This window comes from Flavobacterium sp. (assembly GCF_024642105.1).
Taxonomy (GTDB): Bacteria; Bacteroidota; Bacteroidia; order Flavobacteriales; family Flavobacteriaceae; genus Flavobacterium.
The window spans coordinates 16188-35505 of record NZ_JAHEBT010000008.1 but is presented as its reverse complement, the minus strand read 5'-3'; the positions used below and the strand labels follow the sequence as shown (position 1 = coordinate 35505).

Sequence of the window (19318 nt, the reverse complement as noted above, 5' to 3'; positions counted from 1 at the left end):
TTAAAAATCATCTTCATCGATTAATACTCCTTGTTTTGTATTTAAAATAAACCATCTACTACCATTTGAAATACCATCAACATACTCATAATTCATAAATGTGCAGTATTTCTGCATCCAAATATTAAATTTCTTACGAGTCAACCATTTCTTAAAGTCTTGGTATTCATTAGTAAATCTATCGTAATATACTTGTTTATCCAATCTACAATCTAATGCTACATTATCTCTATCATCTATCCATTCTTTAAACTCCATAGAAGTCTCAGCAATAAATTTACGTAACTTAATATTTTTAGCGTTTTGAGGTACAAGTCCTAATTTCAAATAAGTTTGTAGGCAATATACCATATAATTATCAAATCTACTAAACTCCTCTTCATCCCAATCATCAAATAATTGTCTTCCAAACTCATCTGCTGGAGTTAAGTTCTTGCCATAATACTGAGCAAACTCTACCTCAAAACGTCTTCTATCGTGTGAATTTCCTTCTCCTTTAATAGCGTAGTTAGTAGAGATAACCATTCGTGGCGAATCTTCAACTGATAACTTAATCGCATCCTTATTCTTACGCTCTAAAGTAATACCTTCTGTGACTAGACTAAATTTAGACTCAAAGTTAAAGTTACGTACTACGTCATCAAATACTAATATTTGGGTTTCTGTAGATACAGTCTGATAATCAAACTTTTCATCTTTCAGTGTCTTACCGTCAAGAACTGCTGTGTTTCTGATTTGAGCTACTCCTTGTACCCATACTCCTTTACCAGTACCTCCTTCAGGATTATCTGAGATAGTCTCATCATTTAAGATAATCGCTCTATTCTTAGATTTATTTTTATAATTAGATAATAAATATCCAGTTACAGACTCTAAAGATAGCGGCTCTTTATTAGATACATTATTAATAAAGTGCTTATAATCATTTTCATAAGTGTCTAATTTAACGAAATCTCTATTGATAATTTGGCGCTCCCATACATATCCCCCTACTTCGATATACTCAACTAATTCAGCTGTATCTTTACTAACTACTAATACTCCATTTTTATAAGCAATAAATGACTTATCTCGAGTATCTTTAAGCATCATTAATTCAATAGTATCAAGCATAATTAAAAACTCTTCACTAAATAAATTATGGTACTTAACGCAGTAATTCCAAACTTCAATCTCTCCACGGGTCATTAAGTAATCGAGTACAAAGTCTTTAATACGCTCTTTAGAAGTTTCAATTACTCTATTCTCAAATACATATACTAAATTAGAGTGTTGTGTATCAGCTGGGTAGTATTTCTTAAAGCCATTACGCTCTAAAAAGGTCTTATATTTCAGCGAGTTAATAAGTACCTTACCCTTTTCGTCTATAGACCAAAAAACGCTGTGGTCGCTTTCTTCCTTTATCTCATCGTAAGTACCCTCCGAAATACTATATTTTTCTACTACTGCCTTTTTACCCATCTTTAAATCAGACTTAATTCGGTCTAACTTGGTGTAATCTTCAAAAAACTTACTATTAGCAGTGCGTTTACGATAGGCAGAACGAATAGCAGTTATCGCTTCTGATTCTGGAAAGTCTCCAATAACTACATTATTTAGAATATACCCCTCGGCAGTATATTCAGATACTCCATACTCACAGAATGCTCCCGCTAAATCAAAGATAAAGGCATTGCGCTCTCCATCATTAAATCCTCGCTTCCAGTTGAACTTCATAATACGGTCAATAATAGATGACTCGTCATTAATTGGAAGAAGTGGTACTTTTTCAGAAGTCTTAAACCCTTCATCAATTAGCTCCGCATCAAATAGCTCAGCCTCTTTATTTACATAGATGTTTGGATCATAAGACTCATAACATACTCTATCTACATTACTATTGGCATTATCAAAATATTTATTCTCTTTAAAGAACATTTGTTTGAATGCTTTAAAGTACTTCACGTGAGTATGCTTATCTGATTCAGGGATTTTAACTACTCCTTTAATACCCTTACCACTTGGAGAAATAAATAATAGCACAAAATGAGGATTTTGTTTTAATTCCTCTAAATGTTCATTCATTTCATCTTCTGTAGGATACTTATCAAAGTCCACTACCATTAATCCAGAGTGCTTAACAAGAGAGTTAGAGTTACGCTCTGTAAACTCTCCAGCAAACAAGATACACGGAAGCTCATTCTTTGCATTTTTATCTCCAGCACGAACCCTATCTACAATTTCCTTAGACTTACCTACTCGAATACGAGCGATAACTTTATCTAAGTCCATAGAATAAGGAACGTCTTTTGACTTAAATAAATTTTTAAATACGCTTATTTTCATTTCTTATTTCTATTAATTAAGTCTATAAACAATTTCAGTTCCTCCTTATTAGTAAATCGAATTTCATCCGATTCAAATAACTCTACATACCATACATTTCCTTCATCATTTGTATTAGAGATTAAACAATCATATTTACCTATATCATAAGTATAGTAATGATATGGTTTGCCATTCTCTTCATCGTGATTTATTTCAAATCCTAAATCTATTAAATCTTGTTCTTTCATAATATATAAGTCTTACATTTTATTTTAATATTATATGGTAATAGTTTGTATAGGTTAGGAGGGCAGTTGAATATCATCTTTGGATATATTGGGTACATTAGACCGTGCTTTCTTTCCACTATTATACCATATCGTGATAACCTAAACCACCTGACTATGTCGTTCCTACTTCGTAATCGCTTTAGAACAATTACTTGAGTCTCCAATCTACATTTGGTAAACTTAAATTTATCATTAAAATAAATCTTTTCATACCAAACTACAAATAACCCGTTAGTTATTTCTTTTGTCTTATCAACAAATTTTTTGTAATCCGTTCCAACAATCAGGACATTCTCTTTTAGCATAAATTTTTAAATATATGAGTTATCACATCTACAGTCCAACTATTACCTAATGCCTTAAATCTTTGAGTATCACTAACTCCTTCGGTATAATTATCAGGAAAAGTTTGTAGTCTTTCACATTCAATTGGAGTTAATTTTCTACAAATATATCCATCATACCAACAATAATCATAATTTGCAGCGGTAAGACAATTAGATTTATCTTTCATTAATCTACCTCTTCTAGTTTTTGAACCGATAAAAGTAAGATCTATCCCTTCATTTTCATTTAACTCTACAAATCCTTTTTTTGTCGCTTCAGGTATTCTTAATACTCCATAAGGAATTCCTTTATACATATTAGCTGTAAGACATGCTGATTTACCATCTAATGGATTTTTATGATATTCCCATCTAGGTTTTCCATTTCTTAATCTACACATATAATCAATAGACTTTGCTGTTAAATAATATTTATCTTCAACAAATTCATATATTATATCTTTCAATACTATCTCTTTATCTTCAGGTTGCTCAATATTTTCAATATTAGTCCAGTAATATCGAACTCTATTTTGAGCTGAAACTAAAGAGCTATTAATAACTATTGGTTTAACTCCTAAATATTCAGATATTACATCTTGATATTCTTGTTTCATTCTTACATTTTCAAGTAAAAATTTTACATTTGGATTTAATGATTTAATATGGTTTAATATATCCACATAATCAAAGAAGAGTTTACTTCTTTCATCTTTAAAGTTTAATTGCTTACCAGCAAAACTAAATCCTTGACAAGGACTTCCTCCGATTACTAAATTAATTGAAGAAAAGTCAATATCCCAATTTCTCCATTTAGTTACGTCTCCAAGTTGTATTGTGTTTGGAAAGTTTTTAGTTGTTATCTGAATAGCAAACTTATCCACTTCAGATACGTAATAGTTTGATACTTTAATTCCAGCTTTCTCTAAAGCCAATTGACCAGCACTTATGCCATCAAATAATGATAATACATTCATAGTTTTTTTCTTTTATATTAATTAAATAATTACCCTGTAAAGGTATATACTCTTTTTTAAATACACAATACTCTTTTATCTATTTATAATGTATCTAAATAAAAGTACGCATTACGTTGAGAAAAGTGGTTTTTGAGAGACACCCCTATTGTTTTTACATTTTAAAGGGGGGTGTCCCTAAAAAATGCAAAAAGTCAACGAAATGTGTACTGTGTCATTTTGACGCATAGCTTACGTAATAATAAATTATCACGTAGCCCTCATAAAGATAAATCTTTATGAGTATTAAAAAACCCTACCATTAGATAGGGTTTAATAAGTTGTGTTATTTATTGATTAAATGAAGTCTAAATCGTCTTCTTCAACATTAGCTTGGTCTAAGTCAGCTACTTCAACTGGCGCTTCTTCTTTAATTAGATACGCTTTTAAGTACGTTTCTAACTCATCGAATACTAAATCAGCTTGGTTGGCTTGTTCATCACTTAGAGAGCCTCCAAATGTAAACCCTGGAGTTGTGAACTTAACAGCTCCTTTTTTACCTTCTACAGCTTTATCTACTACAACCCATTCCTCAGGAAGTCTTGATAAAGTTTTATTAGTAAATTCTCCCCATTGCTGAACAGCAGATCCCTTTAATTGGATATTAGCTAATGTTCCATCTTCTAACATAATGTAAATAGACTTAACATAATGCCCACCAGCATTCTTAACTTTATCCTTAATGTCAGCATATAATCCTTTAGCAATCTCATTTCCTTTAAATGGCTTAACAGTCATTACTTGTTTAGAGATAAACTTAACCTCATTAGAATAAATACCACTTGATGTTGCATCATTCCATCCACTTACGGTGTGGAGTTGGTCTAGGACTAAGAATTTAAAAGGTAATTGAACTAAAATATTTTCTTTTTTCTCTTTATCATAGTAAGAGAAACATTTGTCATTTGACTTCCACTCAAGAAATCTTTTTGCTGGGTTTGATAACGGTTGGCTAAAAGCCTTTGTTCTATTTGAACTCATAATATAATGTATTTATGGATTGAAATGAAGAGGCTCAATCCTTACCTCTGTAATATGGTAAAAGTAATACTTTATTTGGAACTACCAAATTATTCTTTACAAAATTGTCCATCTACCATTTTACCTGTACGTTTAGCAATCACATTGTATGCACTTTCAAGACAATTTTCTAATCTTAATCCTTGCATTTCTGCCTGGATAATTATAGTTACTAGAATATCTCCCAGAGCATCAATAATCTCTTCTCTATCTTCTTTATCAATAGCATCGATAAGTTCATTACACTCTTCTAATGTTTTAAGTGCTTGACCAGTTGGAGTGCCTTTATCAAATATTCCTTTCTCATCTGCCCAATTAATTACTAATTGTTCTAGTTTTCTGTATTTCATACTTCTTTTTTAAAATGTTTCTATATACGTTATTTACTGATTCTTTATTTGCGCCTTGTCTGTAGTAATAGTTCATTACTTTAATTATACGCTGGAGCGGACTTTGTTTCATATATCTTATTAATTTTTAACCAATCTTTATTAGTAAATGTATTAAATTGCTTATTCCATAATCGGCACTTAGGGTCTTTTCTAAGTATAGCAATTGTTTCAAATAATGAGAAGCGAGTAGCTGTCTTTTCAACTTCAATCTTTTCAGGCTTAATGTATGGATATTCCTGATTAAATGTAATTACATTGTGATTACTTATTAATTCAGCAATACGCTTATAATGAATACATTTTTCTGTAGCTAATATCTTATTAATGGTATCTCGCTTTAAGCTAAACTTATCGGCTATAGCTATTTTAGAATATCCTTCAGCATACATACGCTCTACAAAATACTTCTTAATAAGTGAAGTATAGGGTAATCTATTATTATCGGATAGTACATATCCAAATTCTTGTTCAAATTTAGTTATCATAATTCATTTTTGATTCTAGTATTAAATAATAAGTTTTTTTGTAGTATTTTATCTGAGATATAATACATTGTACTTTCTCAGCATTAAAATACCTAGCTTTTCCTTTTATAAAATCAGGGAATATCTCTAATCGTCTGATTCGCTCCTTAGCAGATGATACGCTTATACGAGCCATATCTGCTATTTGTGCCGTGGAATAATGTTCTTTAGGTAATAGTTTCATAGTTTAAACGCTTTAATTGTGTGTTCAAATGGATTTCCTTCAATGTTCTTAACCAACTCTAACATCTCTTGAGCTAATTCTCTAACCTCAACTTGTGCATGTTCCGAATTTCTTAATCCTTGAAAGTATGCAAAACTCCTCCAATTGAATGAAATATCCAATGTAATCTGACTATTCATAGTCTTGAAAAACCTAGCTGATTCTTTTGCTCTTTTACGACCTAGTATTGGTGTTAAATCTTCAAGACATTTATGATACAACATATTGCTTGTCCTTGTAAATATTTTAAGTTCAGTTAACCAATCAAAGTTTTGACCTTCAACATCTATACCTTCCCAATCTTTTGGTAAATAAGCCTTATCTTCTTTCAATTCCTTATACCTAGCACTTTCTCCATTAATAGAAACACCAATCCTATGTTTGAGTAAATGAATATGTGTAGCTTGGTCTACCGTAACTAAGAAATGTAATTGACTCTTCTCGAATGGAGTATGATGTCCTTCCGATGCCAACATATTTAATAGATTTGGTATTCTATTGACCTTCTCTTCGGTTAAATCTCTTGAAGTTGAAGTCCAAGCTGATTGTGCGTGGATTTGGTCTGAACCATAATATCCTAATAATTCTACGCTATTTTTCATTATATTTCTTCTAGTTTAGTAAGACCTTTTTTCTTTAAAATAGCTTTTATCTTATGCAAATACAAAATAAAATCCATACTTTCTTCAATCGCATGAGTTAGAAAGTCATCTGTATTATTATCAGCTAAAGTAGTTCCATACTTTTCAATACCAATAGCAGATCTTTGTTGGAATTTAGTAATTACTGAATAAACAATAGGGTCATTAGTTTGTACCTTTCCCAATCCAGTTATGACTTCTCCCGTCCACATCCCATTTGCACGTAAGTTAGATTGAGGTAGTTCATACAACCCATTGCCTCCAAATGATTTTAATGGTTTATGCTTTTTAAAATTTTCTTTAAAAAATAGAGTTCCTTTTTTTAAGGCAATATAAGATATTTCAGATACTAATCTATTATTCTTATCTAAATCATAAATTTTACCCTCTTTATATGCTATATCTCCTGATAATGTAGCATATTCTTTAATACATAAATACTGTTTCATAATAGTTCTTTAATAATTAATTGTTCTAGTTTATTTATTTTACTTGAATTGATATTCTTGTAGTGATTTAACCCGTGAATTACTGTTCCGTGTTGTTTACCAACTGTTCGTGCTATTCGGCAATAACTATAACCCATTTCTTTTAGTACGGTATAATACAAAGCTCGTAGTTCTACATATTCTTCCCGCCTACATTTCTCAGTTATATCAAGTCCTGTTTCTCTTCTGATAATCTCTCTGACTCGTAGTTCCATAATATTTGTTTTAGTTCATTAAAATCATCCTCAGTCCATTTAGGGCGAGGTAAATCCCACAAGCGATGTTCTTTGACACCACAGTAGCGTAGTATTTGACTTATTTCTGCATTTTTCATTTGACAAAGTAAAAGATAATATTTTACTCTCGCAATAGTTATTACCTATTTATACTCATTATAAATAACATAGATATTTGCAGGTTTAATCTATAATGTGTTAATTTGTAGTATTAAATATTTACATAATGAGTAACGAAGTACATAGATTAGAAGCAAAAGTTCATAATTTACACCAAGAAGTGAATGAGCTTAGAAGAGTGATTGAGCACATCAAGAACTTCTCCGATTCCATTAAAGAACCAGTAATTAAGGATATTATTAAACAAGAAATTAAAAGTTATGAGGAAAGAAGTAGTTTATGACACATTTCAGCCTAAACAATCTGAGCAACGCAGCGAAGAGTGGTACAAAGATAGGTATGGGAAATTTACAGCCAGTAAGATTAATGACTTACTAGGAATTAAAGGATTAGGACTAACTGGAGAAACATACGCTGTGGAAAGAGCAATTGAACAATTATTTGGAGAGGTAGAAGAAGGATTTACATCCAAAGATATGCAACGTGGTATAGATTTAGAACCAACTGCTTTTGCTAAATTTGTTGAGGTACATCCAAATCTTAAAGTACAAAACTGCACATTTTTCGCTTACGGAGAGCACGCAGGAGCATCTCCTGATGGATTAGTAGATGATGATGCCGTTTTAGAGATTAAATGCCCTAAAGGAAAGAAATTCTTTAGATTAGTAGCTGAAGAAAATATCGATAAAGTATATATCGCTCAAATGCAGATGCAAATGTTAGCTACATGTCGTAAAAGAGCTTATTTCTTCAACTATTTAGAGTTAGACGGTAAAGTATATCATCACACAATTATCGTTGAAAGAGACGAAGATATGATAGAATTAATTAAGAAACGATTAGAAGAGGCGATTATTATCAAAGAAGATTATATTAAATTATTAGAATCTAAGAAACAATGGATGTAGTGTTTGAAAAACGCTACGGACATAGAATTGACATTGAATAACACATTTATAAATGTGTTATAAAAAGAAAGACCCCTACTTGAGATAGGGGTCGATCCGAAAGAACCAGAAAAAACTTATGAAACATTCAAAGATAATAAATTAAATAACACTCGTGTTGTTTTTTTTTCTTTAAATATTTACCAAAGCATTATTGATATTATTGCGATAAAAAGATGGGAAATTCGGGCGATTTGTCCGTGAGTTTTACAATGTAAAAATGCTTCTACTGCTTTAGGTGCGTGTTGATAGCCATTTCTAGAATGCCAACTATCAGTTCCGCTTGGACTTCTCAAACTCTCTACCGTAATTCCAATATAATCTTTAGAGGTTTTATGATGAACGTGGTGCGTATAAATATATCGATGTTTGGTTTGACTCCATTCAATTGGAAATTCTTGAGCCATTAATAGTGGAAGCAAGTCTTGTTTTGCTCCATCTCCGTGAGTAGTGCCAATTAAATTATTATGATACCTAAATCCTTTACGATGCGCAATAGAGCAGTCAAATGTAATATTCTCACAATTCTTGAAATAAGCTTCGATTACTTGTGCTAAGAAGAATCCATTCATATAGTCGTGATTGCTTGGATTAAATGTAAAATGTACATCTGCTACAGATAATAGCATCTCTAAGGTGTCAACATATAATTGTTTAGCAATTAAAAAATTAGAATGCCACATTCCATCAGTATCTTGAGGAGTTCCACTTGTAGTAGTTCGTTTAGGATTATCAATATGTAGAATATCATTACCACCAATAAATAGAATTTTATCAATTTTAAATGATGATACTTTCTCTAAAATACCACGAACGCCACTGAGTACTCGTTGTACTGCAATTTGGTTATTATAAGATTCTCCAGTTTCAAAAGCCGAAGCTAATTTACCTATATGAATATCGGCTGGATCAATAACTAATAGATAGCTATCATTATTCTCAATACGTTCTAATTTTGGAAACTTAGGAGAGTATTGCTGTAAGTCTTTAATCAAGTCTTCTCTAAAAGAATCTTTTTCTTCTTTGAAGTTCTCATAAAATACTACGTTATAAAATGGAATAGCAGTATGAGTAATTAGTTTCCAACTTCTAATCTTAGTATAATCCAAAGCATAATGTTCGCAATAGGCTTCAATATCCATCAAACTACCATCATCTGCAATAGCAGTAAAGTGTCCTTTAGATTTATAATTATTAGAGTTGGTTGTTGAGTCTTGGGTAAGTTCTAAATACCTCTTCTCAGTTTCTTGGTCAATTCTATACCGATTAGATTTATTTGGTGTTAAACCTAATTGCAATGCGATGTTTCTGTTAATTCTGTATCTCATAGTTTACCTTCCCCCACCAGCATAGGGTTTTTTATAGTTCTTACTTGTCTTTAATTTAGACGAACCCGATTTTGCGTGGATACCAGGTCTGCTAACCTTAACTTTAGTCTTTTTCTCTGTGCTTGTTTGTTTTACAGCCATAACTTTATTTGTCTATAGATATACATACCAATTGGAATAAGTAATAACCAAAGATATACAAAATAGTTTGCTTTCTTATCGATAACCTTATCCTTTTTAATCGTTGTTGTAGTTTTTTTCTTAATATCTTGTTTAAAAATAGTCTTAGCAACTACTTTTTTAGAAGTATCTACATAAGTACTACGCTGTTTTTTATACTTCAAAATAGCTCCTTTATATGATACTCCATTCACAATCATTGGAACCGTATCAGATACTGGGCTAATTTCTAATTCCTCAGAATTGTTTGTTAGAACTATATTATTATTAATTGTAAAAGTACTATCGGTTTTTACAATAGCAGTAGAGTCTAATGTAATTTTTGTGTCAGTTTTTACAATATTAACTTTTCTTGAAGCACAAGAAGTTATTAATAGTAATAAACATCCAAGTATTATGTCTTTTTTCATTTTGTGAAGTATAATGCTGACTCAGCGATTCTTCTATTAGTTAAACCATTCAATACTTTTCCATTTGCTTTATTCCATTTAAGAAACTCTTTAGCAATGTTAGCATCATTTGGATTATGATTAACCAACTTTAATAAACTACTATTTCTAAAATTAGTCATTCCTAAATTATAAGCAAAAGCAGTTAAAGCGTTTAATTGATTAACCGATATATTAGATTTAACAACTTTTAATACGTCTTTAGCGAAATTATCAGCTATAAAAGCTAATATTTCATTTGCATATTCTTTAGTAATTGGCTTATCAGTTAATTTGACCTTTACTCCGTTAGGGTAATAAGTATTACCATATCCAATAGTAGGAATCCCAGCGGGACATTTATATGGTTTATCTGAATACCCTTCAAACTTCTTAATTAAATCGTAACCTTTATCATTTAATTTCATTGAAATCTGCTTTTATTTCTTTTGCTCTATTGAATGCTTTTTTAAGTAATTGCCAAATATCTATTTTAAAAGTTTCTTCAATATTCTCTTTAATAGAAACCAATTCAACAAATATTAAAGTAATAGAACATATTTTAGTAAACATAAAATCAAATCCAAATGCGTGTTTAACAAATTCATTCAAGACAAATTTATCAATTAGAAACAAAAAAACTATACATATTTCGTATAGTGCCATTTTTGATATTACATTGGATAGTGGTCGGCTTCTGATAGATTTCCACCCATTTAATTTTACTGATTTGAAAATACCTGTAAAGGTATCTAAGAATATCGCACTACCTACAGCTATTAATAAGCCGTAGATAGGTACGAATAATAGAATTAATGAAGCAAATATGTAATTCAAATACTTCATTACTTAAATAGAGGCAGAATTTGAGCTTTTAATAAAACTGTAAATCCTTCGTGTTGTTTAATGAAGTTTTTTAATACTTCAGCATCAGATAAATCAATATCCAATACTTTACCATTGTTTAATTTGTTTGCCCAATCCCAATACTTCAAAGCGTCTCCTTTTGTTTCTGAGATTAACGTATTAGCGATTAATTTACCAACATTAGCATTTTCAATTACTTGTCCATTTAAGTCTTTTAAATCAAAGTTCAAATCTAATTTCATAATAATTTTTTTTAGTTATAATTACAAAGATACTAATTTATTGTTAACTGAACCATTACTGGATTATTAATTAAATAAATAGCATCTTCAATATTTTTTTCTAAAGCTGGAACATCTAAAGTAGCTTCTAACCAACTAACAACTATTTCTTTTGTTAATTCTTCAAAAGGGATAAAACCCCCTTCGCTTGGTTTAGGAAAACTTTGTGCTCCATAAACATCACTGCTAATTCCGTTCTCGTCTGTTCCTATTAATCTCCAGTGAACTGTTTGAATAATATTTATCATTCCATCATCATCAATAATGCAATCCATTGGATTGATATTCCATTCAAAATTTATCATATTATTTGTTTTTTAAAATTTCTATTTCTGCTTTTAGTTCTTGTATTGATTGTACTAAAATAGGTACTAATTTAGAGTAATCAACTGATTGCATTTGTTCTGCGTCTTTTTCTCCTGTTACTGCATAAGGTACTACTTCTTGTAATTCGTGAGCAATAACTCCATCCATTCTATCTGTATGGTTTTTCCACTTAAAATCATAAACCTTTATTTTTGATATTTTTTCTAATCCATTTATCGGTTTCAAATCTTCCTTTAGACGATAGTCTGACGTTGAGTTATAAGCTATTGCAGAAGTAGTACCAACTCTAGAAATACTACCTATTCCTGTATTTCCTGGTGCTGAAAACAAAATAAATGTAGCTCCGCTGGCTCCACTTGTGTCTTCTAACCAAGAAACATTATTAGCAGACAACACAGATAATTTATAATTTGGACTTGTAGTACCTATTCCTACGTTGCCTGATGTTGTAGCTGTTAGTATAGAATTAGTTCCATATAATAAGTTAAATCTGTCAGTACCAATTGACCCACCAACTGCATCTTTTCTTGACCCAACAAACCAAGTGTTTGCTCTATTATCTGTTGAAAATGCTATACCAGCAGACCCATTTCCGTTAGCTCCAGCATATATATTAGTAAATGCTCCTCCTGTAATTACTTCTAATTTTTCAATAGGACTCGTAGTCCCAATTCCTACGTTGCCACCGATTAATGATAATTGATTTGTAAAATTTAATTGAGCCACAGAAGTAGCATTTGAAGAACATTCTAAACTTGCATAACCACCGCCTGAATTACTTACTTTAATTTTAGCACCTGCAGCACCACTTTGAACTTCTAATTTCTCACTTGGTGAAGTTGTACCTATACCTACGTTGCCTGATGGGTTAATTAAAAATCTTGTCGTATCAGGATTACCATTTAGTGTGCTACCTGTTCTTATAGCAAAATCTCCGTAAGCGTATAAGTTTAATCCAATTGACCAATTTCTATTAGTAGATTGGCTAAAAGTGCTAAATAAACCAATTGATGTTGAATCTCCAGCAGCACCGCTTGAATTTAGTGTTAAAAGATTGTTAGGACTCGTAGTCCCTATACCTACGTTAGTACCATTATCATAAATTAAACTATTTCCTAAAGTTCCAGTTCCTGTAAATTTAGATAGGTAGTTTGTTGTTCCTGTTCCTGTAATTGGATTGGTTAAAGTAGCTTGTTTACTATTTAATTGTGTTTGTATTGAACTTGTAACTCCCTTAACATAACTTAATTCAGTTAATGATGGATAGGTTGATGTAGATAAACTTCCGATTGTACTTGCACTACTCCAATAAGTTAAACTATTTGAAGTTCCTGTTAAAGTTCCAACATTACCCGAAGAATCACTATAAGCCATACCTGCACCAAATGTAGATACTTGCAATAAATTAGTAACTAATTTTTGAGTGTTTACCTGACCATCATAAGCAACTGAAAATCCTATCGTACCATTATATGAACCTTCAAATAAATTACCAAAAGAACCTAAAGCATTAGCTACTTGAAATCCTTTACCTGAACCACTATTTGCAACATACATTCCAACTCCTGTTGAACTATTATCGCTATAAATACCATAACTTGAACCGCTATTATTTGAGCGAATACCAATACCAGTTGTACTATTAAATGATTTAGTACCAGTAATAGTTTCAGCTCCAGTTAAATGAACTACATTTGCATCATTAGCAGCAGTGTATCCTAAAGCTGATTGTTTATTATTAAATGTATTCCAATCGGTAGAGCTTAAAGCACCATTAGCTGAACCACTTGCTAATCCTAAAGATAATACTTGAGTACTTAATGATAATCCATTTGCAGTTCCTAAAGTTACAGCATTATGACGAGCTACTGTATTAGCTGCTACATCAGTATTAGCTGAAACACGAGTGTTTGTATAGTATAAATTTGTACCCTCAGTAACTTGAGAAGTGGTATAATCTCCATTAGCAGAAACTACATCTCCAGTTCTTCCAAATACTGAAGTTATAGCATCTGTATTAATATCAGTCCAAGATGTAGTTAAAGTACCACCATCTTGCTGAGTGATAGTCAATGTTTTAGTAGTAGTTCCACTTACCGCAATACTTACTACCTTATCATTATAAGCTTCATTAAAATGAGTCCAATCTCCAAAGGATAAATACCCTGAGTCAATTGAATTAGCTTGAGGAATACTCAATGTTAAGTCCCCATTTAACGTACCTCCGCCTAATAATGGAGCAGTTGTTCCTACAGTTCTTGTATTAGAAACTTTATTAGCTAACTCTGGTACGGTTGGAGTATTTGCAGTCCCGCCTAAATCTCCGCCTAAACGAACAATTCCTTTAACGGAAGTAGTAGCGTCAGGAACAGTATAATCAACTGTAATTATATTAATATTTTTTCGTAAAATTCGCACATACCAACCATCTACTTTTACAGCAGCTCCTGCATCAGTAATTAATGTTAATTCAGCAGGATAATCTCTAATTAATGTTGAACCGATATAAAATGGTGCTACAAAACTAATCTCATTTAATCCAGCAGTTTTAAACTGTCCTGAATAAATAGAGTTTTCAAATTGATAAGCTGATCCTATACCAAATTTAGCTTTTAAACTTATTTTTTGATTTGCAGCTGTAGTAGTTACTTGAACGTGAACTCTAATATCAATCGTATCTCCAATTGATAATTCAGCAAAGTGAAACTGATTCGTAGTAGTATCCCAAACATAGGAAACTCCATACGGATTTTGTGATGTATTTGTATTAGCTCCAGCAGTATCATTCGTTAATTTTAATGGTACATTCGCAACCGCCGTTAAAGGAGTTGTTTGCGTAACTAAATCATTATAATCAAAATATCCTACTGAGTTCAAAAAGTTCTCAGGAGGAGTTGGCTGATCCTGTAAAATAAGTGCATCTCCAGTAGTATTAACTACTACCATTTTGTTAGGTACTAACGCATCAGGAGTATCGGTCAATTCAGTAAATGTACTTACGTTGTGAAGAGTAACTGGAACTAACTTTAATTCTGAATTATCAACTACTACTGCTTTACCAGCATTTCCAACGTATTGAAACGTATCAATTAATTCGCTAAATCTATCAATTATTCCGCTACCTCCAGTACCTAACCAAGCAAAGTAATCAATATCAATTAATTTAGTCCATACTTGCGCTACTGTAGTGAAGGTATAAGTACCTCCAGCTATAATAGTGACATCTTCAGGATAAATAAATTGCTCTTTAATAATATTAGCTCCATTACCAGTTTTGAAATGAAGTTGATTTCCTACGGCAAGTAAGTCATTTTGAATAGAGGTTACAGCGTTAGCTGAGTCTCCATTTAAAGTAAACTTAAAATAACCGCCAGGTTGTTTTTCTATTAATAGTAAATTTGCCATATTAGTCTAAAGATTTTACTTCTAAATGTATTTTTAAATTCTGATTTTCATTATCAAATTCTCCAGTAGATATTTGAAATTGAGAAGTACTTATTTTTTTAAATACTACTGCTCCAACTGTATTATCTTCAGATAATCCACCCATACTCTCTACATATCCTTTTACTAAATAATTCATAGAAGGCATAGCGTTAAGTACTGTCACTGAAATAATAGACTCAGCAACATTTGCTATAACAGCATTAGTTACATTACCTCCAAAAGTTAAAGTAGTTGAACTACCAGGATTAAAATTACCAACCCATCCTATATTCTTAGGCAATGTTGCTAAAAATGCTGTAGATAATGCTTCAACCTGAGTACTTACCCCTTCAGAGTAATTAATAAGTTCATTCTCTACTGCTCTATGTTTAACTGCTGTAATAGCTGAATTATCTGCTAAGTTTGAGCTAATTAACGCTCTTATTTCTGATGGTGTCATAATGTATAATAGTCTATTAATGAATAATGTGATGATGAGTAATCAGGGACAATTGGAGTAGCTGGAGTAACATAATCTCCAGCGAAAATATCATTATGATTAAATGATACATTAAATTTAATACTTCCAAAATTCTCTTGTGATGTTACCTCAGGTATTTCTATAGCTTCATATAGTGAAGCTCTTACTTTATTAATATATAAATAAGGATTCTCTAAAACATCAGTCAAAGCTATTAACTGCTCAACTTCCATAATTTCAGAAACAAACTTAGAGATTTTATTAGTCTTAACTGCCTGTGTTACAGTATGCTTCGTAGAAGCTTCATAATATGTTGTAAGTTCAGTTTGTTTTGTATTCTGTCTAAACCAAGTCTGAAAACCAATGCTTTGAAAAGTATCTGTTCTTTTAGTTTTGTAATGGAACTGTGTTGTTTTTTCGACTTCTTCATTTGTTAGTAAAAATGGTGTTGAATAAAATGTTTCTCCTAAAGATTGATGTATCTCTAAGTAAATCAAATTCATTCCAAAATCATACTGAACATTAGTTAATGACCAATAAAATTGAGGATCTCCATTATCTGAATTAGTTAAAGACTGAACTAAAAACGAAGGAGTAATATCTGTTTTTACTCCCGTACACATATCAACAACATATACAATCCAATCTTCTAAATTAATACCATTAGGGGTATTTGTTACTTGAACATACTTAGTTTCGTTAAACGGAAGTAATTGTACTCCATTGAAAGAATAGAAGCGATTCATTTGACTATTTTCAAAATAAAAAGCTTCTTCGGTTGTTCTATATATGTTAATTATTGGCTGTGTCATATTCTTACAAATATACTAAATTTATTCAAGCAATTTCATACGATTTTTGAACTCTACTACATCATCTGTTAATGCTCCATTAATAGATACGTTATTGAAAAATACTCCATTATATAATAATTGTCTTCTCTTATCAAAAATAAATACCTTATTATCTCGTAACTCCCAATCAATTTTATTTACATACGTTTCATTATTGATTAAAATAAATGGAGCTGAAGTATTAATAGTCATCGTTCGTGGCTCGTATTTCTCTTCTGCCTTTATAGTTAATTCTTTACTTAATATCTCATATTTCATAGTGATAGGATATACCTTAATCACTCTATTATTATTATCAATTGTTCTAATATATCCTCTATAACTTCTAATACTATTTTGTAAAGCAATAAAATCAGTAAATTCTACATTAGCAAATACAATATTATCATACATAAATGGAGATAATATTGGATTAATAGGAACAAATGATTTACTCTCTTCTATAGTAACACCTCTATAAGTTGTAATACATTTTCCATTATTCTTATACCAAGTATTTTTTATTGTATCTGTTTTATGATACAAATTACAAGTAGCCAAGTATGATTGATAATAGGTATTAATATTTCTACCTATAGAATAACGTAGATTACTATATTTTTCAGAAGCATTTAGATTTGCTATAGAACTAAATTCTTGATTCGTATAATTAGTAAAAGGAACTACAGCATCATCTAATCGATAAATATATTTAGTAACTCGCTCTCCATTATTATTATCTCCAATAATACCTGGAGAAGTTCGTATTAATAATAAAGAAGTATTTGATACAATATCATTAATAGTAGATCCTTGAGATTTTGCATTTGCTTCTACAGTATAATTACCCGCATTATTATCAGGAGCTAAAATACTAAAGTTACTACCAGGGAAAATACCTAATGCTCTAAAATTTACTTCTCCATTACTTCTAAGTATTAATTTATTAGTATTTGCATCAAAGGAATGTTGTAGAAATGAAGATTCAGTAAATTCCATATCTCCTACTGTATTTATCGTATCAATAGCAAATATAGTATCGTCATTTTGAGAAGCAGTATCAGTAGATACTTCAATTGCTTTACGTCTATTTGATTCAATTAAAAATGCGTCACGAACCCACTCTATAGAAACTTCTTTTTTATTCTCTACCATCTTATTAGTAAAGACATATTTAGACTCTCCGTGAATATTATCAGCTGAGTTTAATTCTTCATTTTCTTTTAATGCTTGGAAGTTCTTATAACTATATGAAAATTCATTAACAGAGAAACGAGGATTAAATATCTTAGTCATTTCTGAGAATTGTGTATTATCAAAGAATCCTGACTCATAAGTTGTATAAAAATCATCTTCAATACCAAAGAAAATATCTCCATTAGAATTTATCTCGTGATCAGCATTCATTTCAGTAATTGACTTCTCAATATCTTCTAATGAAATATAGAAAGGCTTTTTAGTTCCATCAGTATTATACAAAGCATTTCTAAGAAAATTACCATTGATTAATCTGTTATTATAGAACTCTCCTCCAGCTTCAAAACGAGGAGCAGTCACTTCTAAACCTGAAGTAGATTTAACTACTTGTTTCATTACATCAATTAATCGAAACGATGGAGTTATAGAGTTATAAGAAGATGACTCAGCAGTTATCTTAATAGATTCTAAGTTCATATATCCAAAAGCTTCTAATCTACCAAATAACGAGGTTTCCTCTAATCTAAAATAATATCCAATCCATAATTTATCACCTCTATCCATATTATCGATAGTTACCGTATAATCTGTATGTGGTAACGAATAATAAGGATGACTAGCTTCTATAAGTGCAGAAGTTAATATTTTTTCTTCTCTAAAGTTTCCAAATGTAGCTCCATAAGCAACTACTAATTGAAAAGCAATATATCCAGTACCTCCATTATCAGTATCACGAGATATAATACCGCTACAACCATTCAATTTAATAGTTATCTTTTTAAGATTAGTAGTTGCCTCTAAATACTGCATTCCTTCAAAATCTTGCTGTTCAATATCAAATGGAGTCTCAGTACCATCTATATCAGATTGTGTAATATTCTGAGCTGGATTAATAAAATATTTCTCAGTAGCAGTAGAGCGTAATCCAAAATCATATTGGCTTGTTTGTTGCCAAATTGATGTTTGAAAAGTAGGCTTATTTAAAAGTAACATATTCTCAGGAACTAATGGCATAATAGGATTTCCATCAATATCTTTATTACTAAATAAATCTACCTTAACTGATTTTCTTCTCTTTATAATTTGAAGAGAAGATTGTTGAATTACTTTACATTTAAAATACTGAAACTCATCAGTTATTGCAGAAGCAAAATCAAGTTCAGCTATAACATCATCATAGCCTTCTTGACTAATAATTAAATCTACTTTACTTTCAAATCCGTAAAAATGATTGAAATAAAGTAACTTATCCAAATAATGAGTTCTATAGTCAACGAAATTAAACTGCGCCTCTCCGCCAGAAAAAGATATATCTCTACCATATCCTTTATCTTTTTGCTGCAAATTGAAATCCATTTCTGCATAACCAATTGGTTCATCAATTTGAACTTTTCCACTATTATCATTTTTAAAGTCTAAATAAAATATTTCTCCCATAGT

The 19318-nt window shown here is 30.8% G+C and carries 22 protein-coding genes; 2 read left to right on the top strand and 20 right to left on the bottom strand.

What is annotated here, in order from left to right; all coding sequences use genetic code 11:
* From Q0L65_RS03130 to Q0L65_RS03085, 10 genes are all read right to left on the bottom strand, one after another.
* Positions 1 to 2325, bottom strand: a complete 2325-nt coding sequence (locus tag Q0L65_RS03130; protein ID WP_296683373.1) for a BT4734/BF3469 family protein — start codon at positions 2323 to 2325, stop codon at positions 1 to 3.
* The gene (locus Q0L65_RS03125; RefSeq protein WP_296683163.1) at positions 2322 to 2555 is read right to left on the bottom strand and encodes a hypothetical protein; all 234 of its coding nucleotides are present in this window, start codon (positions 2553 to 2555) and stop codon (positions 2322 to 2324) included. Before Q0L65_RS03125 ends, Q0L65_RS03130 begins: the two co-directional genes overlap by 4 nt.
* Before the next feature lie 340 nt (positions 2556 to 2895).
* Entirely contained in the window at positions 2896 to 3900 is a 1005-nt protein-coding gene (gene dcm / locus Q0L65_RS03120) for a DNA (cytosine-5-)-methyltransferase (protein ID WP_296683371.1), read from the bottom strand.
* A gap of 336 nt (positions 3901 to 4236) precedes the next feature.
* The gene (locus tag Q0L65_RS03115; protein WP_296683369.1) at positions 4237 to 4920 is read right to left on the bottom strand and encodes a hypothetical protein; all 684 of its coding nucleotides are present in this window, start codon (positions 4918 to 4920) and stop codon (positions 4237 to 4239) included.
* 89 nt (positions 4921 to 5009) lie between these two features.
* Entirely contained in the window at positions 5010 to 5309 is a 300-nt protein-coding gene (locus Q0L65_RS03110; protein ID WP_296683366.1) for a MazG-like family protein, read from the bottom strand.
* 80 nt (positions 5310 to 5389) lie between these two features.
* Entirely contained in the window at positions 5390 to 5836 is a 447-nt protein-coding gene (locus Q0L65_RS03105) for a hypothetical protein (protein WP_296683364.1), read from the bottom strand.
* Positions 5826 to 6059, bottom strand: a complete 234-nt coding sequence (locus Q0L65_RS03100; RefSeq protein WP_296683360.1) for a hypothetical protein — start codon at positions 6057 to 6059, stop codon at positions 5826 to 5828. The genes Q0L65_RS03105 and Q0L65_RS03100 overlap by 11 nt, the downstream gene beginning before the upstream one ends.
* Positions 6056 to 6700, bottom strand: a complete 645-nt coding sequence (gene thyX, locus Q0L65_RS03095; protein WP_296683357.1) for an FAD-dependent thymidylate synthase — start codon at positions 6698 to 6700, stop codon at positions 6056 to 6058. Before thyX ends, Q0L65_RS03100 begins: the two co-directional genes overlap by 4 nt.
* A complete protein-coding gene (locus Q0L65_RS03090) occupies positions 6700 to 7188 on the bottom strand; it encodes a hypothetical protein (protein ID WP_296683354.1) in 489 nt (162 codons plus the stop codon). The genes thyX and Q0L65_RS03090 overlap by 1 nt, the downstream gene beginning before the upstream one ends.
* Positions 7185 to 7442 carry a hypothetical protein gene (locus tag Q0L65_RS03085; protein ID WP_296683353.1) on the bottom strand — a complete coding sequence of 86 codons (258 nt, stop codon included), beginning with the start codon at positions 7440 to 7442 and terminating at the stop codon, positions 7185 to 7187. Before Q0L65_RS03085 ends, Q0L65_RS03090 begins: the two co-directional genes overlap by 4 nt.
* A gap of 247 nt (positions 7443 to 7689) precedes the next feature.
* Between Q0L65_RS03085 and Q0L65_RS03080 the strand changes: the two genes are divergently transcribed.
* Entirely contained in the window at positions 7690 to 7866 is a 177-nt protein-coding gene (locus tag Q0L65_RS03080) for a hypothetical protein (RefSeq protein WP_296683350.1), read from the top strand.
* Complete coding sequence (locus Q0L65_RS03075) at positions 7844 to 8491, top strand: lambda exonuclease family protein (protein WP_296683347.1); 648 nt, start codon at positions 7844 to 7846, stop codon at positions 8489 to 8491. Before Q0L65_RS03080 ends, Q0L65_RS03075 begins: the two co-directional genes overlap by 23 nt.
* A gap of 179 nt (positions 8492 to 8670) precedes the next feature.
* Here Q0L65_RS03075 and Q0L65_RS03070 read toward each other — a convergent pair whose 3' ends face one another.
* The 10 genes from Q0L65_RS03070 to Q0L65_RS03025 form a co-directional block, all read right to left on the bottom strand.
* Positions 8671 to 9858: a hypothetical protein gene (locus Q0L65_RS03070; RefSeq protein ID WP_296683345.1), complete on the bottom strand. Its 1188-nt coding sequence runs from the start codon at positions 9856 to 9858 to the stop codon at positions 8671 to 8673.
* A 131-nt stretch (positions 9859 to 9989) separates the two neighbouring features.
* The gene (locus tag Q0L65_RS03065; protein WP_296683342.1) at positions 9990 to 10448 is read right to left on the bottom strand and encodes a hypothetical protein; all 459 of its coding nucleotides are present in this window, start codon (positions 10446 to 10448) and stop codon (positions 9990 to 9992) included.
* Complete coding sequence (locus Q0L65_RS03060; RefSeq protein WP_296683340.1) at positions 10445 to 10894, bottom strand: lysozyme; 450 nt, start codon at positions 10892 to 10894, stop codon at positions 10445 to 10447. The genes Q0L65_RS03065 and Q0L65_RS03060 overlap by 4 nt, the downstream gene beginning before the upstream one ends.
* Positions 10881 to 11303 carry a phage holin family protein gene (locus Q0L65_RS03055; RefSeq protein ID WP_296683339.1) on the bottom strand — a complete coding sequence of 141 codons (423 nt, stop codon included), beginning with the start codon at positions 11301 to 11303 and terminating at the stop codon, positions 10881 to 10883. The genes Q0L65_RS03060 and Q0L65_RS03055 overlap by 14 nt, the downstream gene beginning before the upstream one ends.
* 8 nt (positions 11304 to 11311) lie before the next feature.
* Positions 11312 to 11575, bottom strand: a complete 264-nt coding sequence (locus tag Q0L65_RS03050; protein ID WP_296683336.1) for a hypothetical protein — start codon at positions 11573 to 11575, stop codon at positions 11312 to 11314.
* Positions 11576 to 11607: 32 nt separating this feature from the next.
* Entirely contained in the window at positions 11608 to 11919 is a 312-nt protein-coding gene (locus tag Q0L65_RS03045) for a hypothetical protein (protein ID WP_296683334.1), read from the bottom strand.
* Position 11920: 1 nt separating this feature from the next.
* A complete protein-coding gene (locus Q0L65_RS03040; protein WP_296683331.1) occupies positions 11921 to 15346 on the bottom strand; it encodes a tail fiber domain-containing protein in 3426 nt (1141 codons plus the stop codon).
* A gap of 1 nt (position 15347) precedes the next feature.
* Positions 15348 to 15827: a hypothetical protein gene (locus tag Q0L65_RS03035; RefSeq protein ID WP_296683329.1), complete on the bottom strand. Its 480-nt coding sequence runs from the start codon at positions 15825 to 15827 to the stop codon at positions 15348 to 15350.
* Positions 15824 to 16660, bottom strand: coding sequence for a hypothetical protein (locus tag Q0L65_RS03030; protein WP_296683325.1), 837 nt, complete (start codon positions 16658 to 16660; stop codon positions 15824 to 15826). The genes Q0L65_RS03035 and Q0L65_RS03030 overlap by 4 nt, the downstream gene beginning before the upstream one ends.
* 21 nt (positions 16661 to 16681) lie before the next feature.
* Positions 16682 to 19315, bottom strand: coding sequence for a hypothetical protein (locus tag Q0L65_RS03025; RefSeq protein ID WP_296683322.1), 2634 nt, complete (start codon positions 19313 to 19315; stop codon positions 16682 to 16684).
* Between the last annotated feature and the right edge of the window lie 3 nt (positions 19316 to 19318).

Coding starts and splice junctions, on each gene's coding strand:
- Q0L65_RS03130 (WP_296683373.1), bottom strand. CDS start 2,325: ATGAAAATAAGCGTATTTAAAAATTTATTTAAGTCAAAAGACGTTCCT.
- Q0L65_RS03125 (WP_296683163.1), bottom strand. CDS start 2,555: ATGAAAGAACAAGATTTAATAGATTTAGGATTTGAAATAAATCACGAT.
- dcm (WP_296683371.1), bottom strand. CDS start 3,900: ATGAATGTATTATCATTATTTGATGGCATAAGTGCTGGTCAATTGGCT.
- Q0L65_RS03115 (WP_296683369.1), bottom strand. CDS start 4,920: ATGAGTTCAAATAGAACAAAGGCTTTTAGCCAACCGTTATCAAACCCA.
- Q0L65_RS03110 (WP_296683366.1), bottom strand. CDS start 5,309: ATGAAATACAGAAAACTAGAACAATTAGTAATTAATTGGGCAGATGAG.
- Q0L65_RS03105 (WP_296683364.1), bottom strand. CDS start 5,836: ATGATAACTAAATTTGAACAAGAATTTGGATATGTACTATCCGATAAT.
- Q0L65_RS03100 (WP_296683360.1), bottom strand. CDS start 6,059: ATGAAACTATTACCTAAAGAACATTATTCCACGGCACAAATAGCAGAT.
- thyX (WP_296683357.1), bottom strand. CDS start 6,700: ATGAAAAATAGCGTAGAATTATTAGGATATTATGGTTCAGACCAAATC.
- Q0L65_RS03090 (WP_296683354.1), bottom strand. CDS start 7,188: ATGAAACAGTATTTATGTATTAAAGAATATGCTACATTATCAGGAGAT.
- Q0L65_RS03085 (WP_296683353.1), bottom strand. CDS start 7,442: ATGGAACTACGAGTCAGAGAGATTATCAGAAGAGAAACAGGACTTGAT.
- Q0L65_RS03080 (WP_296683350.1), top strand. CDS start 7,690: ATGAGTAACGAAGTACATAGATTAGAAGCAAAAGTTCATAATTTACAC.
- Q0L65_RS03075 (WP_296683347.1), top strand. CDS start 7,844: ATGAGGAAAGAAGTAGTTTATGACACATTTCAGCCTAAACAATCTGAG.
- Q0L65_RS03070 (WP_296683345.1), bottom strand. CDS start 9,858: ATGAGATACAGAATTAACAGAAACATCGCATTGCAATTAGGTTTAACA.
- Q0L65_RS03065 (WP_296683342.1), bottom strand. CDS start 10,448: ATGAAAAAAGACATAATACTTGGATGTTTATTACTATTAATAACTTCT.
- Q0L65_RS03060 (WP_296683340.1), bottom strand. CDS start 10,894: ATGAAATTAAATGATAAAGGTTACGATTTAATTAAGAAGTTTGAAGGG.
- Q0L65_RS03050 (WP_296683336.1), bottom strand. CDS start 11,575: ATGAAATTAGATTTGAACTTTGATTTAAAAGACTTAAATGGACAAGTA.
- Q0L65_RS03045 (WP_296683334.1), bottom strand. CDS start 11,919: ATGATAAATTTTGAATGGAATATCAATCCAATGGATTGCATTATTGAT.
- Q0L65_RS03040 (WP_296683331.1), bottom strand. CDS start 15,346: ATGGCAAATTTACTATTAATAGAAAAACAACCTGGCGGTTATTTTAAG.
- Q0L65_RS03035 (WP_296683329.1), bottom strand. CDS start 15,827: ATGACACCATCAGAAATAAGAGCGTTAATTAGCTCAAACTTAGCAGAT.
- Q0L65_RS03030 (WP_296683325.1), bottom strand. CDS start 16,660: ATGACACAGCCAATAATTAACATATATAGAACAACCGAAGAAGCTTTT.
- Q0L65_RS03025 (WP_296683322.1), bottom strand. CDS start 19,315: ATGGGAGAAATATTTTATTTAGACTTTAAAAATGATAATAGTGGAAAA.